We start from the raw sequence: 19,821 nt of genomic DNA, 5'->3' as shown, positions 1-19,821 counted from the left end.
CAAAAGTAAATCAAAAAAAAGTAATTACAAAATAATTATTCGGTTTTACTCGATTTTAAAACCGAGATAAACATCTTAATATCAATAGCTTTTGTAAAAATAATAACCAGTCCACCTATCGTTATAATAATAGTAGAACCTATTAACCAATTTGAAATATATAGCGAAACAATACAAGCTGTAACAATAGTAAAAACTAATATAAACATCAATTGCAATAAGAATTTTTTGTTTATTTTAAAATGAAATATTTTTAACGATAAATATATTTGAAAAATTGCAGCAAATAATTGAGCAGTAATACTCGAAAAAGCAGAACCTAAAGCTTGAAAACGAGGAATCAAAATCAAATTCAATGTTATATTAATTAACATGGTTATAAAAGCCATAATATTAAGCTCTTTTAAATTACCATTAGATGTCAATAACGTACCGTATATATACGTTGTTGAAGTTGCAAACAAGCCAATAATTAAAACTCTAAATACAGCAACAGAATAATCATCGTTGTGATGATAAAGCAAATTCATTATTTGAGGTGCATAAGTTATTGCCACTATAAGGAAAATAATAACGGGTAATATGATAAGTTTATACGATAACTGAACCAACGGATAAACATCTTGTTTTTCTTTAAGCATTTTAGAAAACATGGGCAATAATAAACCACTAAACAAAAAAGCGATCATACTTGCAGCATCGAGGATTCGAAACGATTGAGCATAAATTCCCGCTTGCTCTTTACCATTTTCGAGCATACGTTCTAACATAACGCCATCAATACGATTATAAAAAGCCATAAGCAGAATAAGCAAAGCATAAGGGTAGCTTTGTTTTAAAAAAACAATAAAAAATTGCCAATCAACATGTAAATATATTTTCCCGGCTTTTTTTAATACTATCCATAACGCAATGGTTGCTGCAATGACATAAGAAACGGTCTGAGCATAAACAAACTTTTCAATAGTAAAAGGTTTTGAGAAAAGACTTGACCAAAGCATCAACGAACATAAGATGATCATAATAAGTCGATCTAATACCGATATAATGCTATCTGTTTTAAATAACTGCAAAGCACTAATGTTCGAACGCAGATATAAAATAAGCGAAAGAAAAAACTGATTAATAACCAAAAAAACAATCAAATAAAGTTGTCGTTGATTGTATCGAACAATATGAGCTAAAGAAAAAACCACAACGGTATAAAATACAAAAAGTAGCAACTTTAGCGAAAGTACATTCGATAAGTGTTTATTGAGCAACTGATTATGTTGAGCTATATTGCGATTATTATAATTTGTGATGCCTAAATCGAGTAAAATATTCAAAATAAGCGTAAAATTAAATAAAGCAAAATAAAAACCATACTCTTCGCTACCAACAGCATTTTGAACACTTCGGTCTATACCAAATATCCAAAATGGCTTAACCAAAAGATTAAGTAAAAGTACAATAAATAAATTTGTTACAAAAAATCGCCTCACGCCAAAATTTTTGACAAAAATACAATTTAATGACGCATAAAGTTTAAAATAAGTGGCAAAAATTGTAATGAATCAACTTTTTTGTTTGAAAACAAAATATTTATGGTAAAGATAATTTTCTATAATTTTTATACATCAACCCATAATTGAGTTAAGATATAATCTAACAAAAGCCAATTATTTTCATTTATAAAAAATCCATTTGGCTTTTCCGAAATAAGTCCTGTTTTTAAAACTGCTTGATATTTTAAATGCCATTTTTCAAAAATATTTTTATCAATAATCGACAACTCATTAAAATCGGCACCAGTATTGAGTCTTAAATGAGTCAATAAATATTCATTAAACTTATTAACCGTTGTCAATACCTCTTCTTCGTAGGCATTGCTATGTGTTTTAATTTTATGAATATAATCAAATAATGATGATATGTTCCAACGCCTTGTAGTACCTGTATAAGAATGAGCCGATGGTCCTATACCAATGTATTTTTTCTGATGCCAATACGCAGCATTATGTTTCGATTCAAATCCGGCTAAAGCAAAATTCGACACCTCATAATGAATAAAATTATATTGTGCCATCTTTTCAATAAGTAATTGATATTGATTAACGCTTTCGTCTTCACTGATAGTTGAAATCTCTTTATTTTTATGCTTCTGGTAAAGCGGCGTACCTTTTTCAAAGGTTAAATGATAGGCAGAAATATGCTGTACACCTAATTTTACTGCATTATCAAGGGTTTTATCCCATATTTCTGATGTTAAACCAGAAATGCCATACATTAAATCGATGCTTATATTATCAAAACCTATTTTTTGTGCCCATTTTACCGAATCGATAGCTTTTTTTGCTGTATGCCTGCGAGATAAAAATTGTAATATGTCGTCATGAAACGATTGAATACCAATGCTCAAACGATTAATTCCGATTGTTTTGTAGTTTTTTATTTTTTCGATATAGAGATCGTCGGGATTGGCTTCTAAGGTAATTTCAGCTTTGTCGGAAAGGTTATAATATTTAACTATGGTGTTGAGTAGGGTTTCTATATAGGCTGTTGGGAGAAACGATGGGGTACCTCCGCCAAAATAAATGGTATCAATGGGTTCTGAATATTGGCTTGATTGTTCGATAAGTTCGATTTGTTCTGCTTCGATAAGTGGCAGAAAATGATCTATTTGAGTGGTGCTGTAAAAATCGCAATAAACGCAGCGGGTTTTACAAAAAGGTATGTGAATATAAATGCCTGCCATTAAAAAGCAAATTGCTTTAAATAGCTTATGAAAGTTGTTATTCGATCAATCGACTCTTTCTTGCCAAGAACTTCCATAATTTCGCCTAAATGGGGTCCTTTAGTTGTTCCTACTAAGGCAATACGAATGGGTATCATAATTTCGCCTAAGCCCAGTTGATGCTGCTGGCAAAAAGTGTTCATAGCGGTTTCTAATTCCTCATTCGCAAAATTACAGCTATTTAAATCATCGATTAATTGCTCTAAAAAGTTGATAGAAGTAGGCTTAATTCTCTTTTTAATAGCTGCATCGTCGTATTGAAGAGGTTTTTGAAAAAAGTAAATGCCTTCATTAATGATATCTTGTGGAAATATGGCTCTTTCTTTTAACAAACCTATTACTTTATGGAGTTTTTCTGGAGTTGTATTTATTCCTCTCTCCAATATAATAGGTTTAATTAGTTCTGTCAATTCGTCATTGCTTAGTTTTTTCAAGTATTGTTGATTAAACCACTTTGCTTTTTCAGGGTCGAAGCGTGCTCCCGATTTATTCACTCTTTCAATTGTAAAAAGTTCAACAAGTTCGTTCAATGAGAATAATTCTTGGTCGGTTCCGGGATTCCAACCTAACAATGCTAGCATATTGATAAAAGCTTGAGGCAGATAACCCCATTCTCTAAACCCGGGGTAGAGTTCACCATCTGGATTGTGCCAATTGCAAGGGAAAACAGGGAAACCGAGACGATCGCCATCGCGTTTGCTCAATTTGCCTTTGCCATCGGGTTTTAGCAATAGAGGTAAATGTGCAAAAAGTGGCATGGTGTCGGTCCATTCAAAAGCCTCATAAAGCAAATAATGCAGGGGCAATGAGGGCAACCATTCTTCGCCTCTAATAACATGGCTTATTTGCATTAAATGATCGTCAACAATATTGGCTAAGTGATAAGTGGGCAAACCATCCGATTTGAAAAGTACTTTATCGTCAAGGGTTGATGTGTTGACCGTAACTTCGCCACGAATTAAGTCGTGAAGCTGCAATATTCTGTTTTCGGGCATTTTAAAACGTACAACATAAGGTTTACCAGCATTTATCCAATCTTGTGTTTCTTGTTTGCTAAGTGTAAGACTGTTTTTAAGGCTTGTACGTGTGTGTATATCGTATTGAAAAGTCTTTTTTTCGGCTTCGTATTGTTTTCGCAACGATTCAAGCTCTTCAGCCGTATCAAAAGCATAATAAGCTGAGCCTTTGGCTATTAAGTAATCAGCATATTGTTTATAAATAGCTTTGCGTTCCGATTGTTTGTAGGGTCCATATGGACCACCTATATGAACGCCCTCATCAAACTTAATTCCGCACCATGTAAGCGATTCGATAATATATTCTTCGGCACCAGGCACAAAACGTTGTTGATCGGTATCTTCTATACGTAGAATAAACTTACCGTTATGCTTGCGAGCAAATAAATAATTATATAAGGCGGTTCTAACACCTCCTATGTGCAACGGTCCGGTAGGACTTGGTGCAAAACGTACTCTAACTTCTCTGTTCATGATGTTTATGATTGAATAATGGCAGCAAAATTACATTAAAATTTACAAAAGGTAATCGAATATATGTCTATAAAAAAATAAAAATGCTTTTATGGCGATATATAAACTTTACTTTCAAAAAAAGAAAAAAATTAGTTTATACTGTTTATTATACTCCCCTAAATATAATCTTAATAAAAAAACATATTATTTTTTATATCATAAAAATATTCCCGTTTGACTTTGTAGTAAACGGGAATATTTTTTTAAATTTTTAATAAAATAAAGTTAGGTAATTGCAGGTTTTGCAATTAAAAACTATTTTTTTTGTTTTCTATTTATCATTGATTTTTGCACACTAATAGGAACCGAAAAGTTAATAGTAACTTGATTTCCTTGCCAGCCTTGACCGGTAACAGTTCCTTCTATTAATTGACCGGGATTGGTAGAAAATTTAGTAAAAGTAATCGTTCCAGATTGTAACGAGTCTGGGTTTACTAATTGTTGTGTGCCATATTGTACAGTAAAATCATTAGGTATAGAATATTGTTGCCCCACATTTATTGGAAACTGCACATTATGACTATAAATAGAAAACATACCCGTATTGAACACATGAACATATACCTCCAAGGAATCTCCACCAAAATAGCCAGAAACATCATTGCCCTGAGAGTTTCCTACTATTGAAAAAACAGTTGTCCCATTAACTGTTAATTTATTATTGCCTGGTGTAGCTGGCATTATAAGTATGTATTCCGTTGTGTCCGTTGGATAATAAATATATTTATTTACTTCTTGAGTTGGAGTTTTTGCAACTAACGTTACATAATAAGCATTAGCATCAACCGGTAATATAAAACGACCTAAGTTATTTGTAAATGTTACAACTTTTTGTTGAGAACCACTATACCATTCTGCACTTACATAAGCATTAGCAATGGGTTGTCCATTAGAATTTTTAACTACACCATGAATAGCAATAATAGAACTCATTGGCAATACAAAATCTATACGTTTTGATTCGTTATTGGCTAAAGCATTGTTTAAAATGGTAGGACTAAAACCGATATTGCCAAATATTGGAACAACGACAATACCAGGCAAATTATCGGGCACTTTAGCTTCGTATTTACCTTCGGAATCGGTAAGAACAATTTGGCGTCCTACTTTAACTTTAACACCTGAAATGCCAACGCTATCGCCATTAACAACCTTAATTACTTTACCCCAAATGGTTGCCTTACCGGTATGAGGTCTCTGACAACTCCAGTAAGAGAAATGTGCTACTTGTCCTACATATTTATCACCATGTTTGCCTGCTTGTCCACGTTGTACTTGTTGTCCTTGTGCAGTAGCATATTCCCATGTTTCTATATTATTGGGTGCTTCGGTAACTAAGGGAGCAGGAATTTTCATGGCTACTGTTGCCATTTTATGGTTAATGGTATCGAGTTGAATTTTATTACCAGCATTATCATATAGCACGACATTTAAGCCCGAAAATGGATTTAACATAACCTCGTTATTATTGATATCTTTTGCATATAAATCACCACCAAAAACATACATACCATAATTATCCCACGTGGGATCTAAATAACAAGCTTTAACAGTAACCATACCCGTGTAAGGTGTCCCATTTTGATTCATAAAAGCATTTGCAGGAAAAGAAACAACACTACCATCGGGAAGCTCTATTGAATCGGCTTGAGTAGCATTAAATGTTTTTTGTGCTGCATAAGTCGGATTATTTTCGTCTATCAAACCAATAGCTAAATTAATAGGTTTGCCTGCTTGAGGAACACCCGAACGCGTTAATGTAAAATAACCTGTTTTTTCGAAGGTTATAATATATCTTGAAGTTCCAAAATTAACAGTTGGAAAATAAAAACTACCCGTATAATCAGTAGTAGTAGTATAATTTCCTGCCTTTACCGTTACATCTGCCAAAGGTTGACCATAAGCATCTACTACAGTGCCCGAAACAGGAACCACAATAGATGTGGGAGTAGAAGGAGTGGGAGTTTCGTCTCTATCTTTTTTGCAAGCGTTAAAAAAAAGTATTAAAAGCGAAAAAATCATCGAAAGTTTTAAGATCGTTTTCATAGTATGATAGTTTTAAGATTATTTCAAACAAAGATATAACGATTTTTTATTATACACAAAAACATAGGTGAAAAATAGATAAAAAAAATAAATCAGTGATTAGTTTTTATCTAAAACAATATTGTTTTAATTATTAAACTTAACAGCAATAACAGCTATCTTGCGTTCTTTAGCAGCTGCGGGACTATATACAGAATTGCGTTGATCGCGAAGGTCATCACTTACTCCTTGAGCTACCATGTTTTCGCCAAAGGCTTCGCGAAGAATATCTAATTTGCCGCCATTCAATGCCTTTCCCTCTATAAAGGGAACAAAAAAACCATCTTCATAGCGGTATAGCATGTTAATTAAGCTTTGAACTCTACGTTTCGATAAATTTAAGTTGTAAGCATGATTATTTAAAGGGCTGGCATAACCTTTTATGGTTATGGCAATATGTTGTCCTTGTAACAGCATTTGTTTAAGCAATTGTATAAAACTTAACATTTTTAAGTAATTTTTTTCTACTTCGTCGCTAAAAAAAGCATCAATTTCAGATTCGGCATTGAGTTTTTCTTTTTCTTTAAGTTTTGCACCATACATTTTTATGTATTCGTAACGCATAGCCATGTATTTTTCGTAAAGTTCATCGTACGAAAATTGAGTTGTGGTGTCGTATGTGCGTGGATTAGGTTCATCGTTATGAAAGTATAAGGTAACAGGAATAAGTTCTTCGGCTTTTTTTTGCGTTTTTTGCTTGGTTTGAACTATTAATAAACTATCGGTTAAGGGCTTTTCTAAAGGAATGTAAAAAATATCGTTGCAACATTTTTCATTTTTGGTTAGTGAATTTAAAATTCTGTTAGATGCGAACAATGCCATTGAGCCATCTTGAGCTAATTGATAGAAAACTTCGTTGTGATTCGTGTTGATAGGATATCCCATATTTTGTGGAGGATAAAGGTTTTTTATCCATCCATACGACGAAAAGATATCAAAACCACCTAAATTGGTAAACCATTCGCTACTAAAAAAAAGAGTTTTTGTTTTTAAATCGTAAAAAGGACTAAGTTCGTTATCCATACTATTGATATTCTTTCCTAGATTAAAAACACTATCTATTGGGTTGAGCGTTGAATCAATAGCTACAGCCCATAAATCGTATTGACCAAATCCTCCTTTACGGTCTGAAGCAAAAAGTAAATAACAATTCGTGTCGGTTTCAATAACAAAAGGATGGGTCGTTGAACCATTGGTTATATTGATAGGGCTTTTTAGCAACTCCGGCTCTGACCAAGATGAATGTTTTTTATGGCTTTTATATAGTTGACAAAAGAAATGGTTGCCCATTTTTTTGTTGCATAAACTTATAACCATAGTCGTGTTTTTATTCATCAAAGCAAAGCTCGAAACAAAGCGGTTGGGTTTGTTAATCATACTGTCAATAGGTAAGAGAATGAATTGGGTTGAATCTATTTTAAAGTTTAATAATTTAGAAGTAAATGTTAAGCTATCCTCACCCGATAAAGGCTTATACGAAGTAAGCCAAAAAAGTGAATCATAAGTCAAATATGCCTGAAATTCGCTGTAAGGGCTATTGATGGTAGAATCAAACGTGTAAATTGGTGTTTGGTTTTTATCAAAGGTTAAAAACAGGGCATTTTCGCATGAAAGAACCTCATGACGTGCTTTTAAAGTATAATAGTCTTTAACAGAAGCGTGCTTTTGCACGTATTTTTTAAAATTCAATTGTGCACGCTGATATTTGCCTAAATTTTTTTGAACCGTAGCTAACCAAAAAGTGGTAAGTGGAAATTTTTCTAAACCGTTTTGTTCTACATACGAATACCATTTTTCAGCAATTTCAAAATCGTGGTTTAATCGGGCTGCTTCTGCCATATACCATGCAAGTTGTGCATTTTGCTCTTGCTCTAGAGCCTTGCCAAAATAATAAACAGCCGATTCGTAGTTGGTATTGTTGTATGCTTTTTTACCGGCTTTTATGAATTGTTTTGCCGATTGCGACATGGCAACCGAACTTAAAACTACAAAAAGAAAAACAACCCAAACTCTCATAATCATTACAAAAACGTTGGACAAATATGTTTCTCGGGCAATGGTATTCGAGTAGGATTTGAAAAAATGTAGCGTATGGCTATTTCTAAGCCTCCACGGCCATTGCTTGCAGTAACTAAAGGCGAAATATTGAAATCGTAACTTAATCCGATATGGAAATTCTGATAATCAATAGCTGTTGTTAAAATAGCTGCATCGCCTATGCGAAACCATCCTCCAAGGTAAAAACCTCTGAACGATAAGTCTTGAGTTTTGCGATAAAGCAAACCACCTAAATATACCTCGTTGAGCATTTTTTGTTTGAACCAATATATCGAAGGCTGTAAATAGGTTTGTTGCGAAATGGTTAATGATGACTGGGCATAAAAGGTTATTTTTCGGTCTAATTTTACATTGATTTCCTGATAAAAAGTTTTTTTCGGCTGGTTGATATGATATGCAGCCATACCCAAAATGATTGGAATCTGAGGTTTTATCCATCTTTTTATCCATAAACCACCATGAACATCAAAATAGTGCATTTGGCTTCTCGGAAATTGTTCCATGGGTGCAATCGTCGGGTCGTACATGTAGCCGTTGTATTGGTTGTCAAAATAAAATTGGGTATAATCGACTGAATTTTGGTTCCACATACCTAATAGCCCAATGCTAACTTCCCAGAGTGAATCGCTAATGGGGATTAAATACGATGAGGATAGCCCAATTTGATTGGTTCCAAAATGACCATCACCTGCTTTGTCAGAATTAAAAAGCAAGCCTGCCGAAATGTTCCCAGGCAAGCTTAATTGATTGAATTTTTTTTCAAAACTGGCAGAAAAAGTAACATAAGGAACCGTAATAGATCGCCATTGTGTGCGTTGATTTACATGTGCCCTGTAATCGGCATTAAAACGACCAGTTTCAGCTGGATTTAGGTTTAATGGTGATAAATGCGATTGCGAAAAATGAATGTCTTGAGAAAAAAAGTTTAAGGAAATAAACATAAAACTTAAAGTAATAGCAATAAAGTGCCTAGTTTTTGGAGATGTCGAATAAATTTCAGTATAACGCATCTGAGTTTTTAGCCATTTTCTATATGTATTCAGTAATACCATCTTTTTATCGAATTAACGTGATATTCCCTTTCTTCTCGAACTGCAAACGATTTAAACAAGTAACTTTTAAATAATACACAAATACAGCGGGATCGAGTGGTTTGCCTTTGTACATACCATTCCATCCTTTTGAGGCATCGGTAGTTTCAAACATTTTTTCGCCCCATCGGTCATAAATAGCAAAATATAAATCGGTTGCCATATCGGCATGAACATATAATACATCGTTGTTGCCATCGCCATTAGGAGTAAAGGCATTGGGAACATAAATGTAGGGTTCGTCACAAACAACATCAAGAACAGTAACAACAACAGTATCAACATTGGTGCACCCAAAGGCATCAGTTATTTCAACGATATAAGCTGTTGTGCTATCGGGAGTAGCAATAGGATTTTGAACATACCCATTTGATAACGTATGAGCAGGCCACCATACAAAATGCAAATTGCTATTGGCATCGGCATATAAATGTGAACTTTGTCCGTGATAAATAACATAGGGTTGCGCCATTGCATTTAAAGGTGGATAGTAATGATTATTAGCGACTCCATATTGATCGGTATAAGAACACCCCTGAGCATCGGTGATGGTTACCTCGTAATAGCCCTCACACAAATTTTGAATATTTTGTGTGTGGGCACCATTTGACCATACAAAACTATATGGCGATGTGCCTCCTTGAGGCGTTATGTTAATGCTTCCGTTGCACGAAGCGGAACAAAGCGTATGGTTTACATTAGCAGTAGCCTCAAGCAACGAAGGTTGTATAACGCTAATTTGTGTAGTATCTTTACATTGGTGCGAATCGGTAATAATAAGCGAATAAACTCCACTGCCAATACCATGAAGTGAAGCATTTGTACTGCCATCGTTCCACAAATATGTATAATCGGGCGTTCCACCTAAAACATCGGTAATGTAAATGCTAGTCGTATCGCCATAACATGGAATAGCAGGAATATTGAGCACCGGTCGAATACTATCGGGCTGCTGAACTAAAATAGATTGTACACGTACGCAATATTCAGCATCGGTAACGGTAACCGAATAAACACCGGAACATAAGTTTTGAATGGTAGTCGAGGTGTTTTGCGTATTCCACAGGTAGTTGTAAGGTGGTGTGCCTTGAGTTGTGATGAAAACTTGAGCACTGCCATCACAGAAACCGAAACAGCTGGCTGGTTGTTGTGATGTTGAAATCTGTAACGGCGAAGGGTCGTTAATAACCGCACTTAAAACCGTATCGCATCCATTATGGTCAGTTATAGTAACCGTATAAGTGCCCGCAAATAAATTTTGTAAAACAGGAATGGTATCGTTGGTGTTCCAGTGGTAATGATAACCGGGTGTACCACCCCATGCTTGTGCTCCAACAGATCCTGTATTGGCATGCTGCGGATCGCATTGGGCTAAAGCCAAAACCTGAATGCTTGCTTCCAATAGTGGAGGATTGGTAAAATTTGTTTGTAATACTTTGCTGCAACCAATAGCATCGGTAACCGTTACAGAGTAAGTACCTGCACAAAGATTTTGCTGGTAAGAACCATTACCAGAGTTACTCCAATGATAAGTAACAGGTAAAACAGGATCAGTAACCAATACTTGTATAGCTCCATCGCACTGATTATGACACAAGACTGGTTGAATTGAAGAAAATTGAGCATTAAAAGGATCTATATTAACATGCACCGAATCGATTGTAGTACAACCATGGCTTTCAGTCGCTGTTACCATGTAAGTAGTGTTTTGTTGCGGATTTACAACCGGTGAAGCAGTCGTATCACCACTTACTATACTCGAAGTTGGACCCCATTGATACGATACACTACCAGTAGTAGAAACAATATTCGCATGCAAAGTAGCGGTTGAATTTGGACAAAGAGTAGTATCGGGCACGGCTTGAATCACCACTCTGTTTACTTCGACATGAACGGTATCATATAAGGTACAAATTCCATCTGATACAACTATGTAATAACTCTGATTTTGTAGAGGATTGATGGTTAAACTAGGATTTGTAACAGAACTGTTTAATGTGTCATGAATAGGATATTGATTATCCCACACATACGTTACTGGAAAAGAATTGCCACTTGCCGATACACTAAGGGTAATGGAGTTTCCATAACAAATTGAAGTGTCATTGGTTTGGATTTGCAACGCTTCAACAACAACAGGACGAATCATGGTATCAGCCACATTGCAAGAAGTAGGATTATTGGCAATAAGGGTAACGTAATAAGTCCCTGCTTGCGAATAAGTATGCGTAGGATTAGCATCAGTGGCATGGGTGCCATCGCCAAAGTCCCAATAATATTCGGTAGCTAACTGGCTGGTATTGGTAAACTGGGTAGGAGTGTTTAAGCATACAGTTGGAGCCTGAAAATCGGCGACTGTCAATGGTAAGGCAAAACTAAACTTAAAAAGAGCATTGTTGCATACCCATTCGCTGGGTGTTCCCATACCTCCGTTATTAGGCGACCAAACGCCGGGGTTCGGATATGTTGGAAAGCCATTACAGCCAAAACCACAACTAGCACAAACCGACTGATATATATTTCCACGTTTATCGAACCGACTGGTGCCTCCATCTACATGGTCGTGTCCGCAATAAGCACTGCTACCATTGGGATGTATTTCACCGAAAAAGGTAGCATACTCGAGGTGTGAGGCGTCGTCAGCTAAAACCATTAGATAAAAATCCATTCCATCTGTTTGACTTTGATATGCATTGTTTGTTACTTGCATTCCGTATGTTCCCTCATTGGTAGTAAAATTCCAATTACGCCCCCAGCCACTTAAATAAACACGATTGCAAAAATCGACCGAAAAGGCGGTGAACGAAATATTGGGTTTGCCATTGCCTGTACCAAAAGCAGTGCTCCATATAGGCGAAGCAAGACTATTAGGCAATTTAGTAATAAACTGTCCGCTATTGGGTGTATTGTAAGCAGCGTTAATAATAAAGGTTGTTCCGGGAGCTTTCGTTTGACCGGTTACATATACGTTTCTCAATTTATCGACCCTTACAAAATAAACCTGGTCGTATTCATCTGAACCAATATACGTAGCAGCCACAATATTAGAACCACTGGCATCGATATGAGCAACAAAGCCATTGCATTTGTCAATTCCAGGGGCTAATGGATGCCATACTCCCGAAGTGGTTGGTATATTAAGCGAGGTGGTACCACCGGCAATATATACTTCGTTGTTTTGGTCAATATCGAGCGAATAAATAGCATCTTTATCGCTTCCACCAAAATAGCCACTCCATAAAAGTTGCGATAAATTCGGGTCAAATTTAAATGCAATGCCTTCTTGTCTGCCATGAAAATTGGGACCAAAAGAATTTGGAGTAGTTGGGAAATCGGACGAAAACGTGCAAGTCCCAACATAAATATTTCCGGCTGCATCGCAAATAACTTCGCCGCGTGCGCCATCTGCATAATTGTAATATAAGCTGGTATCGATGTTTTCGTTCATGTAATAGCCAAAATAATTGAGTCCGTCGTTTTTTGAACCTCCGATAAGCGTAGAAGCAAGTAACTGTGTGCCATCAGAACTTAAACGACTGATAAAAATATCGGTACCGTTAGAAAATCGTATAACATTATCGTAAACAGTCGTGTCGCCACCATTATAGGTACGATCATAAGCATTGACCGTAGTCGGAAAATCGGATGAACCGGTAGTGCCCATAACAATAAGATCGTTACTGCGATTGCAAACCATGCTATGCGGAAGTTCTTCGCTAACTGCACCCCCTAAATAAGTAGCCCATAAACGCTGTAAGCCATTGGGTGAATATTTAATAATACCGATATCGCAACCAATGCCATAGTATCCAGGGTTTTGAGGATTCGATGGTTCGCCACCCGCATAATTCACCTGATAGGCACCCAACGTAGTAGGATAGCCTGTATTGAAGACGATGCCTGCCGAATAACCGTTACCTAATTCATCGTATGTTGCGGTAAAGCCCCAATTGTCTGTTGTAGAACCCGAATAAGACGAAAATACCAATATCGGATCAATGACCAGTGTGTAATTTTCGTTGTATCCATTAGGAAACTGAAAAGCTAAATAACCATTACGAATCAGAAAATGGCATTTAACATCGACCTTTTGTCCGTTAATCCATTGATATGCATAGGGTTTAAGCTCGTTCATTTGTGCAACAGAAGTAATAACCACCACTTTACCTGTTTTATCAATCAAAAGAGTATCTTGTCCTTCGTATTTTATACGAATATCTTCTGCGACCCCACCAGGGTGTACTACGAAATCGTATTGCAATGATTGTTCGTCGTTGATATAAAGAACATAATCTATGTTTGTGTAAATATTATTCCATTTAATTTTTTTGTAACGTTTCGCTTTATAAACCCATTTAGTAGGATCGTTGCCGATGTAAAAATTTTCGTAATCGTTGTAGGGATCTTCGGCAATAGGATATACTTGTTTTGCATTAACAAAGCTCATTTTATAAGCATGAAAACGAATCTGTTTTGGAATGTTAGGGTTTATATAAGCATGATGTGCTCTTGAAATTTTAATATCGTTGGTGTTAACTAAATTGTATGTAATTCCATTGTTTTCGGCAAAAAGGCTACCAATGGGTAAGGTATAACGAAAACGAACTTGTTTATTCCACTGCCCTTTATTTTCGACAAAAGCATTTTGAGCAATGATGATAGTAGCAAAGCAAATAAAAATTAACCATATTCCCCATTTACTTATAGAGGTTATATGATGGGTCATAGTAAAATAATTTTTGTAAATATACATCAAATCATTGATTTTTGAAAAAAAATGAAGTATTTTTGTAGAGTATGCAACTAAAAGTGTTTAGTTTGAGTCTTAATAATGCAGCTAATGTATAATGAAAAAGAAATAATAGAAGGCTGTAAGAAACAAAACCGAAAGGCTCAAAAGATGTTGTACGATCGTTTTTCATCGAAATTTTTAGGTGTTTGCATGCGTTATGCAAAAGATAAACCAGAGGCAGAAGATATTTTGCAAGAAGGTTTTTTAAAAATATTTGAACGCATCGATCAATATAATTATTCTGGTGCTTTCGAAGGCTGGACGCGTAGAATCATTGTTAATACTGCTATTTCAAACTATCGAAAAAATTTAAAACATTACAATCATACCCATATCGACGACGTTTACGAATACGAACAAGAAGTAACGAGCGATGATATTGAATTTACCATGGAAGAAATGCTAAAGGTTATACAATCATTATCACCCGGCTATCGAATGGTTTTTAATCTCTTTGCAATAGAAGGTTATCCGCACAAAGAAATTGCAGAAATGTTAGGAATTGATGTTGCAACTTCAAAATCGCAATATTCAAGAGCAAAAAAAATTGTGCAACACCGATTAATCAAAATTCGTTCACAAAGAAATGCTTCTATTAAAGTATGAAAGACGAACCATTTGAAAAATACTGGCAGGAACAATTTGAGCAATTTGAATCTCAACCAAGTGAAGGCTTATGGGATAAAATGAGCCAGGAGCTTTTTGTTCGTCAAGTTAAAATGATTTTTAATCATTATTTTGTTAAACCCGAGGCTTCTTTTTGGAAAAAAATTGCTATTATTTTATGGTTTAAAAACTTTTTCCGTTTTTCGTTAACCACCTTTAATGTATATTATTTACTTACTTCCATTTTATTAACATACTCTACTTTTAATGTTATTGATATACGTGAAAATAAAACACCTAAAATAACGTCTAATTCAAATACCAACATTAAATCTTTTAATAATGCACGTTCGATACAGCCATGGCTAAAACAGCAGGAATCCTACATCTCGAAAAAAGACACCCCTCCACTCCATACCCCATCAAAAATAAATAAAATGCCTGTTATTATTGCCAAACCTTATCATCAAGAGCTCACTTCATTTTATACAAATAATGAAGAATTTTTAGAGCCATTGAACCCTAATACCATAAACAATGTAGGCAAATATACTTTTAATGAAAACAATATAGCTCAAAATTTACACGAATATAAGTTGCGTCATCATGCTGCTTTGGCTTTTTACATTGCTCCTATGAATCTTATTTCTAATTTATCTATTCTAACTCTTAGCGACGAAAAACTCAAATCTAACTACCAACCTATTACCTCTGTTGGATTAAGCAATTTTGCCCTCAGCGCTTATTATGAATGGCAAAAGTTCAATTTTAAGTTTCAAACAGGTTTAATATATAGTTCTTTAAAACAAAATTATACTTTTAATGATGCTTTCTTTTATAACGACACCTTACACTTTCAACAAATTATTGATAATAGCTACTATAATTACAGTTATATACAAGTTTTAAATTTAGATAGTCTATTATTAACAGGCGATACGGTTTGGTTTACTTATGTTGATTCAACTCTTGTTCCTGTTTTTGACACATTGAATACAACTGAAATTGAAATGGTTCGAAAAGACAAAACGTCTCAACAGAATTTCAAATTATCTGTTATCGAAGTGCCATTTACAGCCGGATATTCATATAGTTTTGGTAAATTTGATTTAACATTAAAAGCAGGTACCTCGTTAAGCTATGTGCTTTTAACAAAAGGTTATTTACCTTCTACTAGCAACGATTATGGTGTCATCCCTTTTAAACGTGAACAGATGCAAAACTTTTATATAAACATACTAGCAGGCGCAGAAGCTAATTATTTTATTTCCGATAAATTATCGCTTAGTTTAATGCCACTTTATCGCCGTAATGTAACACGCTTATTTAAAAACGACATTCCCATTCGATTACAACTTCAATCATGGACTTTTAACATTGGTTTAAAATATCAACTCAGATGAAATATTTTGTAATTACAATATTAACATTGCTAATTTTTCGGCTTTATGCTCAAGATGATAAAGTAGGATGCAATGTGGTTTTTTCGTATAGTGTACAAGAAAATCAGCTGTCTTACTTTTCGCATAAAGTAATAAGTGGAAGCGATATGATTGTATCGTATTCTTGGGACTTTGGCGATGGTTATGTTTCAGACGATCCGAATCCCGAACATGTTTATTTAGGAAGTGGCATTTATACTCCATGCTTAACAGTTGTATTTGATAATAACTGTACAGCCACCTATTGCGATACCATCATTATTCGTAATCCGGTGTTAGATACACTTCAAAATTATGGTATTTCGGGATCTGTTTATGCTGGTGATGCACTCTTGCCCGATGGCATTGTTGTTTTAATAAAATATTTAAATAATCAATACCGAGCCGTAGCATATTGTCATGTTGATAACGGCAATTATCATTTTAGCAATTTAACACCTGGAACATACTATATTTATGCCATTCCCTACTTTAATATTAATGTTATTTTTTATCCCAATTATTTTCCAACCTACTATGGTAATACGATGAAATGGCAAAACGCTGCACCAGTTAATGTAAATGGTTTACATATCAATAAAAATATTAATCTACAATGTAGCTACGATCTGATTTTAGGAAACGATTCTATAGTAGGCGATGTTAATATTGCCGACTCAAGTAATTTTGAGTATAATGTGTATTTAAATAATTGGTTTGATAACTCTTTGCCATCGCAAGAAAATTTGAATCTAGCTCCCAATCAAGTTGTATTATTATTAGATTCCAATAATATACCTCAACGCTTTGCACTAACAAATCATAATGGCATATTTGTTTTTAAAGATATTCCTTCGCAAATATTTAAAGTAAGAACCGAAAAACATGGTTTAATATCGCAAATAATTGAGCAAAATGCTGCTATTGATTTCGAACCCATTCATTTTACCATTACTTCCGATGCAGTTGTCATTGGCATCGATAACAATAGCCTATCACAAATTCAAGGCAGTATATATCCCAACCCTGTCGAAAACAATCTATGGTTACGTTTAGAATATGAAGCAAGTATAACAGCATTAAATATTGAATTATTCGACTTTAATGGCAAGAAAATTTATCATAATACTTTTAAGCACGAAGAACACGACACCTATATTATCCCAATGGTGCACCTCAATAGTGGTGTTTATATTTTAAAAGTGCATGCTCAACATTTTTTGCCTAAAATCTTTAAAGTGGTAAAAAAATAATTATTAACCAAACACACAAAAAACATATAAATTATTGATATATTTATATTTAAACTTTTAACAAAAATTATTATTTTTATTTTTTTATTTATTTATTTCGTATTACTTTCGTAATAGAACTTATCGCTGTTATGTCTATATTGTTTCATGATATTGTTTATGGACCTATAAAAAGCCGTCGCTTTGGTTTTTCGCTCGGAATGAATTTATTGCCAACACAATCGAAAGTCTGTTCATATAATTGCATTTATTGCGAATGCGGATGGAATCCCGATACACCTCAAGGTACCTTTGTTAACAAAGACTTATTTTTAGAAGTGTTGGAACAAAATTTAAAAACACTTTTTGAAAGTAATAGTCAGCTCGATGTATTAACCTATGCCGGCAATGGGGAGCCAACACTTCATCCAGAGTTTTTAGATATTGTAAATCATACCATCGAACTTAAAAACAGATATTTCCCTAATAAGAAAATCGTGTTGCTTTCTAATGGCTCCACCATTTCGGAACCATCGATTAAAGAAGCTGTTTTTAAAATTGATATGCCGGTGCTAAAGCTCGATTCTGCCATAGAACAAACAATGAAAGCGATTAACCTGCCTTTTATCAATTTTAACTTGCGTCAATATCTTGAGCAATTATACACCTTACAAGGTAAAATTTATCTTCAGACCATGTTTGTTAAGGGGACTTACAATGGAATTTTAATTGACAATACCACCGATAACGAAATAGAAGCCTTAATAGATCAATATATAAAAATTCAACCCAAAGCCGTGATGCTTTATTCGCTCGATCGCATTCCACCGCTTAGCAGTTTGCAAAAAATTGATGCCCATACCATGCAAGATATTGCGAAAAAAATTCAACAAGCAGGAATTAATGCTATATGGGTATAACTTCAACACCAAAAAATGTATTAATATGCCCACTCGATTGGGGACTGGGGCATGCCGCTCGCGTTATACCCATTATTAAAAGAATTCAAAACAAGGGTCATAACGTTTTTATTGCTTGCTCAAAACATCAGCAACATTTTTTTAAAAACGAACTATCGAACTATACATGGATTCCGTGTGCTTGTCCGGCTATTAAATACAGTGAAAATAAACTATCCATATTTCATTTATTAAAGCTAATTCCTACCATCTTAATAGGCATTAAAAAAGATAAAAACAAAATCAATCATTGGATAAAAAAATACAACATTCAACTTATTATAAGCGACAACCGATATGGCTGTTATAGCCCCAAAGCATATTCTGTCATCATTACACATCAAATAAAAATTAATTTACCCTCTAAAGTTAAATGGGCTGAAAATCTATTGCATAAACAAATAAAACGATGGATTTATAATTTTAATCGCTGTTGGATTCCTGACATTAACGAAATACCTAATTTTGCCGGCGATTTATCGATGCAATTTTCATTGAATGGGAAATCGGCTTTTATTGGTCTTTTATCGCGTTTCGATGATAAGGCCTTTGCTGAATTATCAGTAGAAAAACAATACGAAGTTATTGCTATTGTGAGCGGTCCAGAACCACAGCGAAGTATTTTTGCCAATATACTACTACAGCAATTGAAAGAATTACATAAACCCTGTATACTTGTTTTAGGCGATTTTAGCAAGCCATTCAGCACTTGGCACGAAGAGAATGTACTTGTTTATTCGTATATGAACACCAAACAATTATTTCAGGCCATACAATCATCGAAATATATTGTAGCACGCTCCGGATATTCTACGATTATGGACTTGATTAGCTTAAAACGCACCGCTATTTTAGTCCCTACACCCGGACAAACTGAACAAGAATACCTGGCAAGTTATTATAAATCTAGACGTATGTTTGTTATTGCAGAGCAAAATAATTTTAAATTATCCGAATCACTTGCCGAACTCTCGGTATATACTTGGATGTATTTATACAAAGTAAACGATCATATTGAAATAGAACTCGAACGAGTGCTTAATTAATGTTAGGAAAAATATTTTATAATTATTTGATATTTCTTGAACTTTGTTTTATATTTGTAAAGTTGATGTCTGAAATGCTTTTCAGGTATTTTCGACAAGCTCTTTTTAGCTTACAAAACTGTAAGTGAAAGGGCGGAGCTGCATAAAGAGGTAAAAGAACAAAAAAGTTTACAAAAAATTATAAGTCCATTTGATAATTTGTAATATTTCTTTAACTTTGCAA

General features: G+C 34.5%; 12 protein-coding genes. 5 read left to right on the top strand and 7 right to left on the bottom strand.

The annotated features are described in order from the left end of the window. Nucleotides 1–35: 35 nt before the first annotated feature. From HPY79_04220 to HPY79_04190, 7 genes are all read right to left on the bottom strand, one after another. Nucleotides 36–1,484 carry an oligosaccharide flippase family protein gene (locus HPY79_04220; protein NSW45001.1) on the bottom strand — a complete coding sequence of 483 codons (1,449 nt, stop codon included), beginning with the start codon at nt 1,482–1,484 and terminating at the stop codon, nt 36–38. A gap of 128 nt (nt 1,485–1,612) precedes the next feature. Further along, a complete protein-coding gene (gene hemW / locus HPY79_04215; protein NSW45000.1) occupies nt 1,613–2,737 on the bottom strand; it encodes a radical SAM family heme chaperone HemW in 1,125 nt (374 codons plus the stop codon). Next, nucleotides 2,737–4,266, bottom strand: a complete 1,530-nt coding sequence (locus tag HPY79_04210) for a glutamate--tRNA ligase (GenBank protein NSW44999.1) — start codon at nt 4,264–4,266, stop codon at nt 2,737–2,739. Before HPY79_04210 ends, hemW begins: the two co-directional genes overlap by 1 nt. Before the next feature lie 297 nt (nt 4,267–4,563). After that, nucleotides 4,564–6,354 (bottom strand): carboxypeptidase regulatory-like domain-containing protein, encoded by a 1,791-nt coding sequence (locus HPY79_04205; GenBank protein ID NSW44998.1) that lies wholly within the window; start codon nt 6,352–6,354, stop codon nt 4,564–4,566. 126 nt (nt 6,355–6,480) lie between these two features. Continuing rightward, nucleotides 6,481–8,409 carry a hypothetical protein gene (locus tag HPY79_04200; protein NSW44997.1) on the bottom strand — a complete coding sequence of 643 codons (1,929 nt, stop codon included), beginning with the start codon at nt 8,407–8,409 and terminating at the stop codon, nt 6,481–6,483. 5 nt (nt 8,410–8,414) lie between these two features. Further along, a complete protein-coding gene (locus tag HPY79_04195) occupies nt 8,415–9,461 on the bottom strand; it encodes a PorP/SprF family type IX secretion system membrane protein (GenBank protein NSW44996.1) in 1,047 nt (348 codons plus the stop codon). A gap of 46 nt (nt 9,462–9,507) precedes the next feature. Further along, a complete protein-coding gene (locus HPY79_04190; GenBank protein NSW44995.1) occupies nt 9,508–14,268 on the bottom strand; it encodes a gliding motility-associated C-terminal domain-containing protein in 4,761 nt (1,586 codons plus the stop codon). Nucleotides 14,269–14,373: 105 nt separating this feature from the next. Between HPY79_04190 and HPY79_04185 the strand changes: the two genes are divergently transcribed. The 5 genes from HPY79_04185 to HPY79_04165 all read left to right on the top strand — a co-directional run bounded on the left by HPY79_04185 (nt 14,374) and on the right by HPY79_04165 (nt 19,598). Further along, nucleotides 14,374–14,940 (top strand): sigma-70 family RNA polymerase sigma factor, encoded by a 567-nt coding sequence (locus HPY79_04185; GenBank protein ID NSW44994.1) that lies wholly within the window; start codon nt 14,374–14,376, stop codon nt 14,938–14,940. Next, nucleotides 14,937–16,343, top strand: coding sequence for a hypothetical protein (locus tag HPY79_04180; GenBank protein ID NSW44993.1), 1,407 nt, complete (start codon nt 14,937–14,939; stop codon nt 16,341–16,343). The genes HPY79_04185 and HPY79_04180 overlap by 4 nt, the downstream gene beginning before the upstream one ends. Beyond that, complete coding sequence (locus HPY79_04175) at nt 16,340–17,614, top strand: T9SS type A sorting domain-containing protein (GenBank protein NSW44992.1); 1,275 nt, start codon at nt 16,340–16,342, stop codon at nt 17,612–17,614. The genes HPY79_04180 and HPY79_04175 overlap by 4 nt, the downstream gene beginning before the upstream one ends. A gap of 131 nt (nt 17,615–17,745) precedes the next feature. After that, nucleotides 17,746–18,513, top strand: a complete 768-nt coding sequence (locus tag HPY79_04170; protein ID NSW44991.1) for a radical SAM protein — start codon at nt 17,746–17,748, stop codon at nt 18,511–18,513. Then, nucleotides 18,504–19,598, top strand: a complete 1,095-nt coding sequence (locus HPY79_04165; GenBank protein NSW44990.1) for a glycosyl transferase family 28 — start codon at nt 18,504–18,506, stop codon at nt 19,596–19,598. The genes HPY79_04170 and HPY79_04165 overlap by 10 nt, the downstream gene beginning before the upstream one ends. The last annotated feature ends 223 nt before the right edge of the window (nt 19,599–19,821 follow it).

It is taken from the genome of Bacteroidales bacterium, assembly GCA_013314715.1.
GTDB lineage: Bacteria > Bacteroidota > Bacteroidia > Bacteroidales > GWA2-32-17 > Ch61.
This window is presented reverse-complemented; position numbering and strand designations above follow the sequence as displayed.

What these genes read in the sequence shown, in the direction of transcription:
- hemW (NSW45000.1), bottom strand. Translation starts at nt 2,737, where the DNA reads ATGGCAGGCATTTATATTCACATACCTTTTTGTAAAACCCGCTGCGTT.
- HPY79_04210 (NSW44999.1), bottom strand. Translation starts at nt 4,266, where the DNA reads ATGAACAGAGAAGTTAGAGTACGTTTTGCACCAAGTCCTACCGGACCG.
- HPY79_04205 (NSW44998.1), bottom strand. Translation starts at nt 6,354, where the DNA reads ATGAAAACGATCTTAAAACTTTCGATGATTTTTTCGCTTTTAATACTT.
- HPY79_04200 (NSW44997.1), bottom strand. Translation starts at nt 8,409, where the DNA reads ATGAGAGTTTGGGTTGTTTTTCTTTTTGTAGTTTTAAGTTCGGTTGCC.
- HPY79_04195 (NSW44996.1), bottom strand. Translation starts at nt 9,461, where the DNA reads ATGCGTTATACTGAAATTTATTCGACATCTCCAAAAACTAGGCACTTT.
- HPY79_04190 (NSW44995.1), bottom strand. Translation starts at nt 14,268, where the DNA reads ATGACCCATCATATAACCTCTATAAGTAAATGGGGAATATGGTTAATT.
- HPY79_04185 (NSW44994.1), top strand. Translation starts at nt 14,374, where the DNA reads ATGCAGCTAATGTATAATGAAAAAGAAATAATAGAAGGCTGTAAGAAA.
- HPY79_04180 (NSW44993.1), top strand. Translation starts at nt 14,937, where the DNA reads ATGAAAGACGAACCATTTGAAAAATACTGGCAGGAACAATTTGAGCAA.
- HPY79_04175 (NSW44992.1), top strand. Translation starts at nt 16,340, where the DNA reads ATGAAATATTTTGTAATTACAATATTAACATTGCTAATTTTTCGGCTT.
- HPY79_04170 (NSW44991.1), top strand. Translation starts at nt 17,746, where the DNA reads ATGTCTATATTGTTTCATGATATTGTTTATGGACCTATAAAAAGCCGT.
- HPY79_04165 (NSW44990.1), top strand. Translation starts at nt 18,504, where the DNA reads ATGGGTATAACTTCAACACCAAAAAATGTATTAATATGCCCACTCGAT.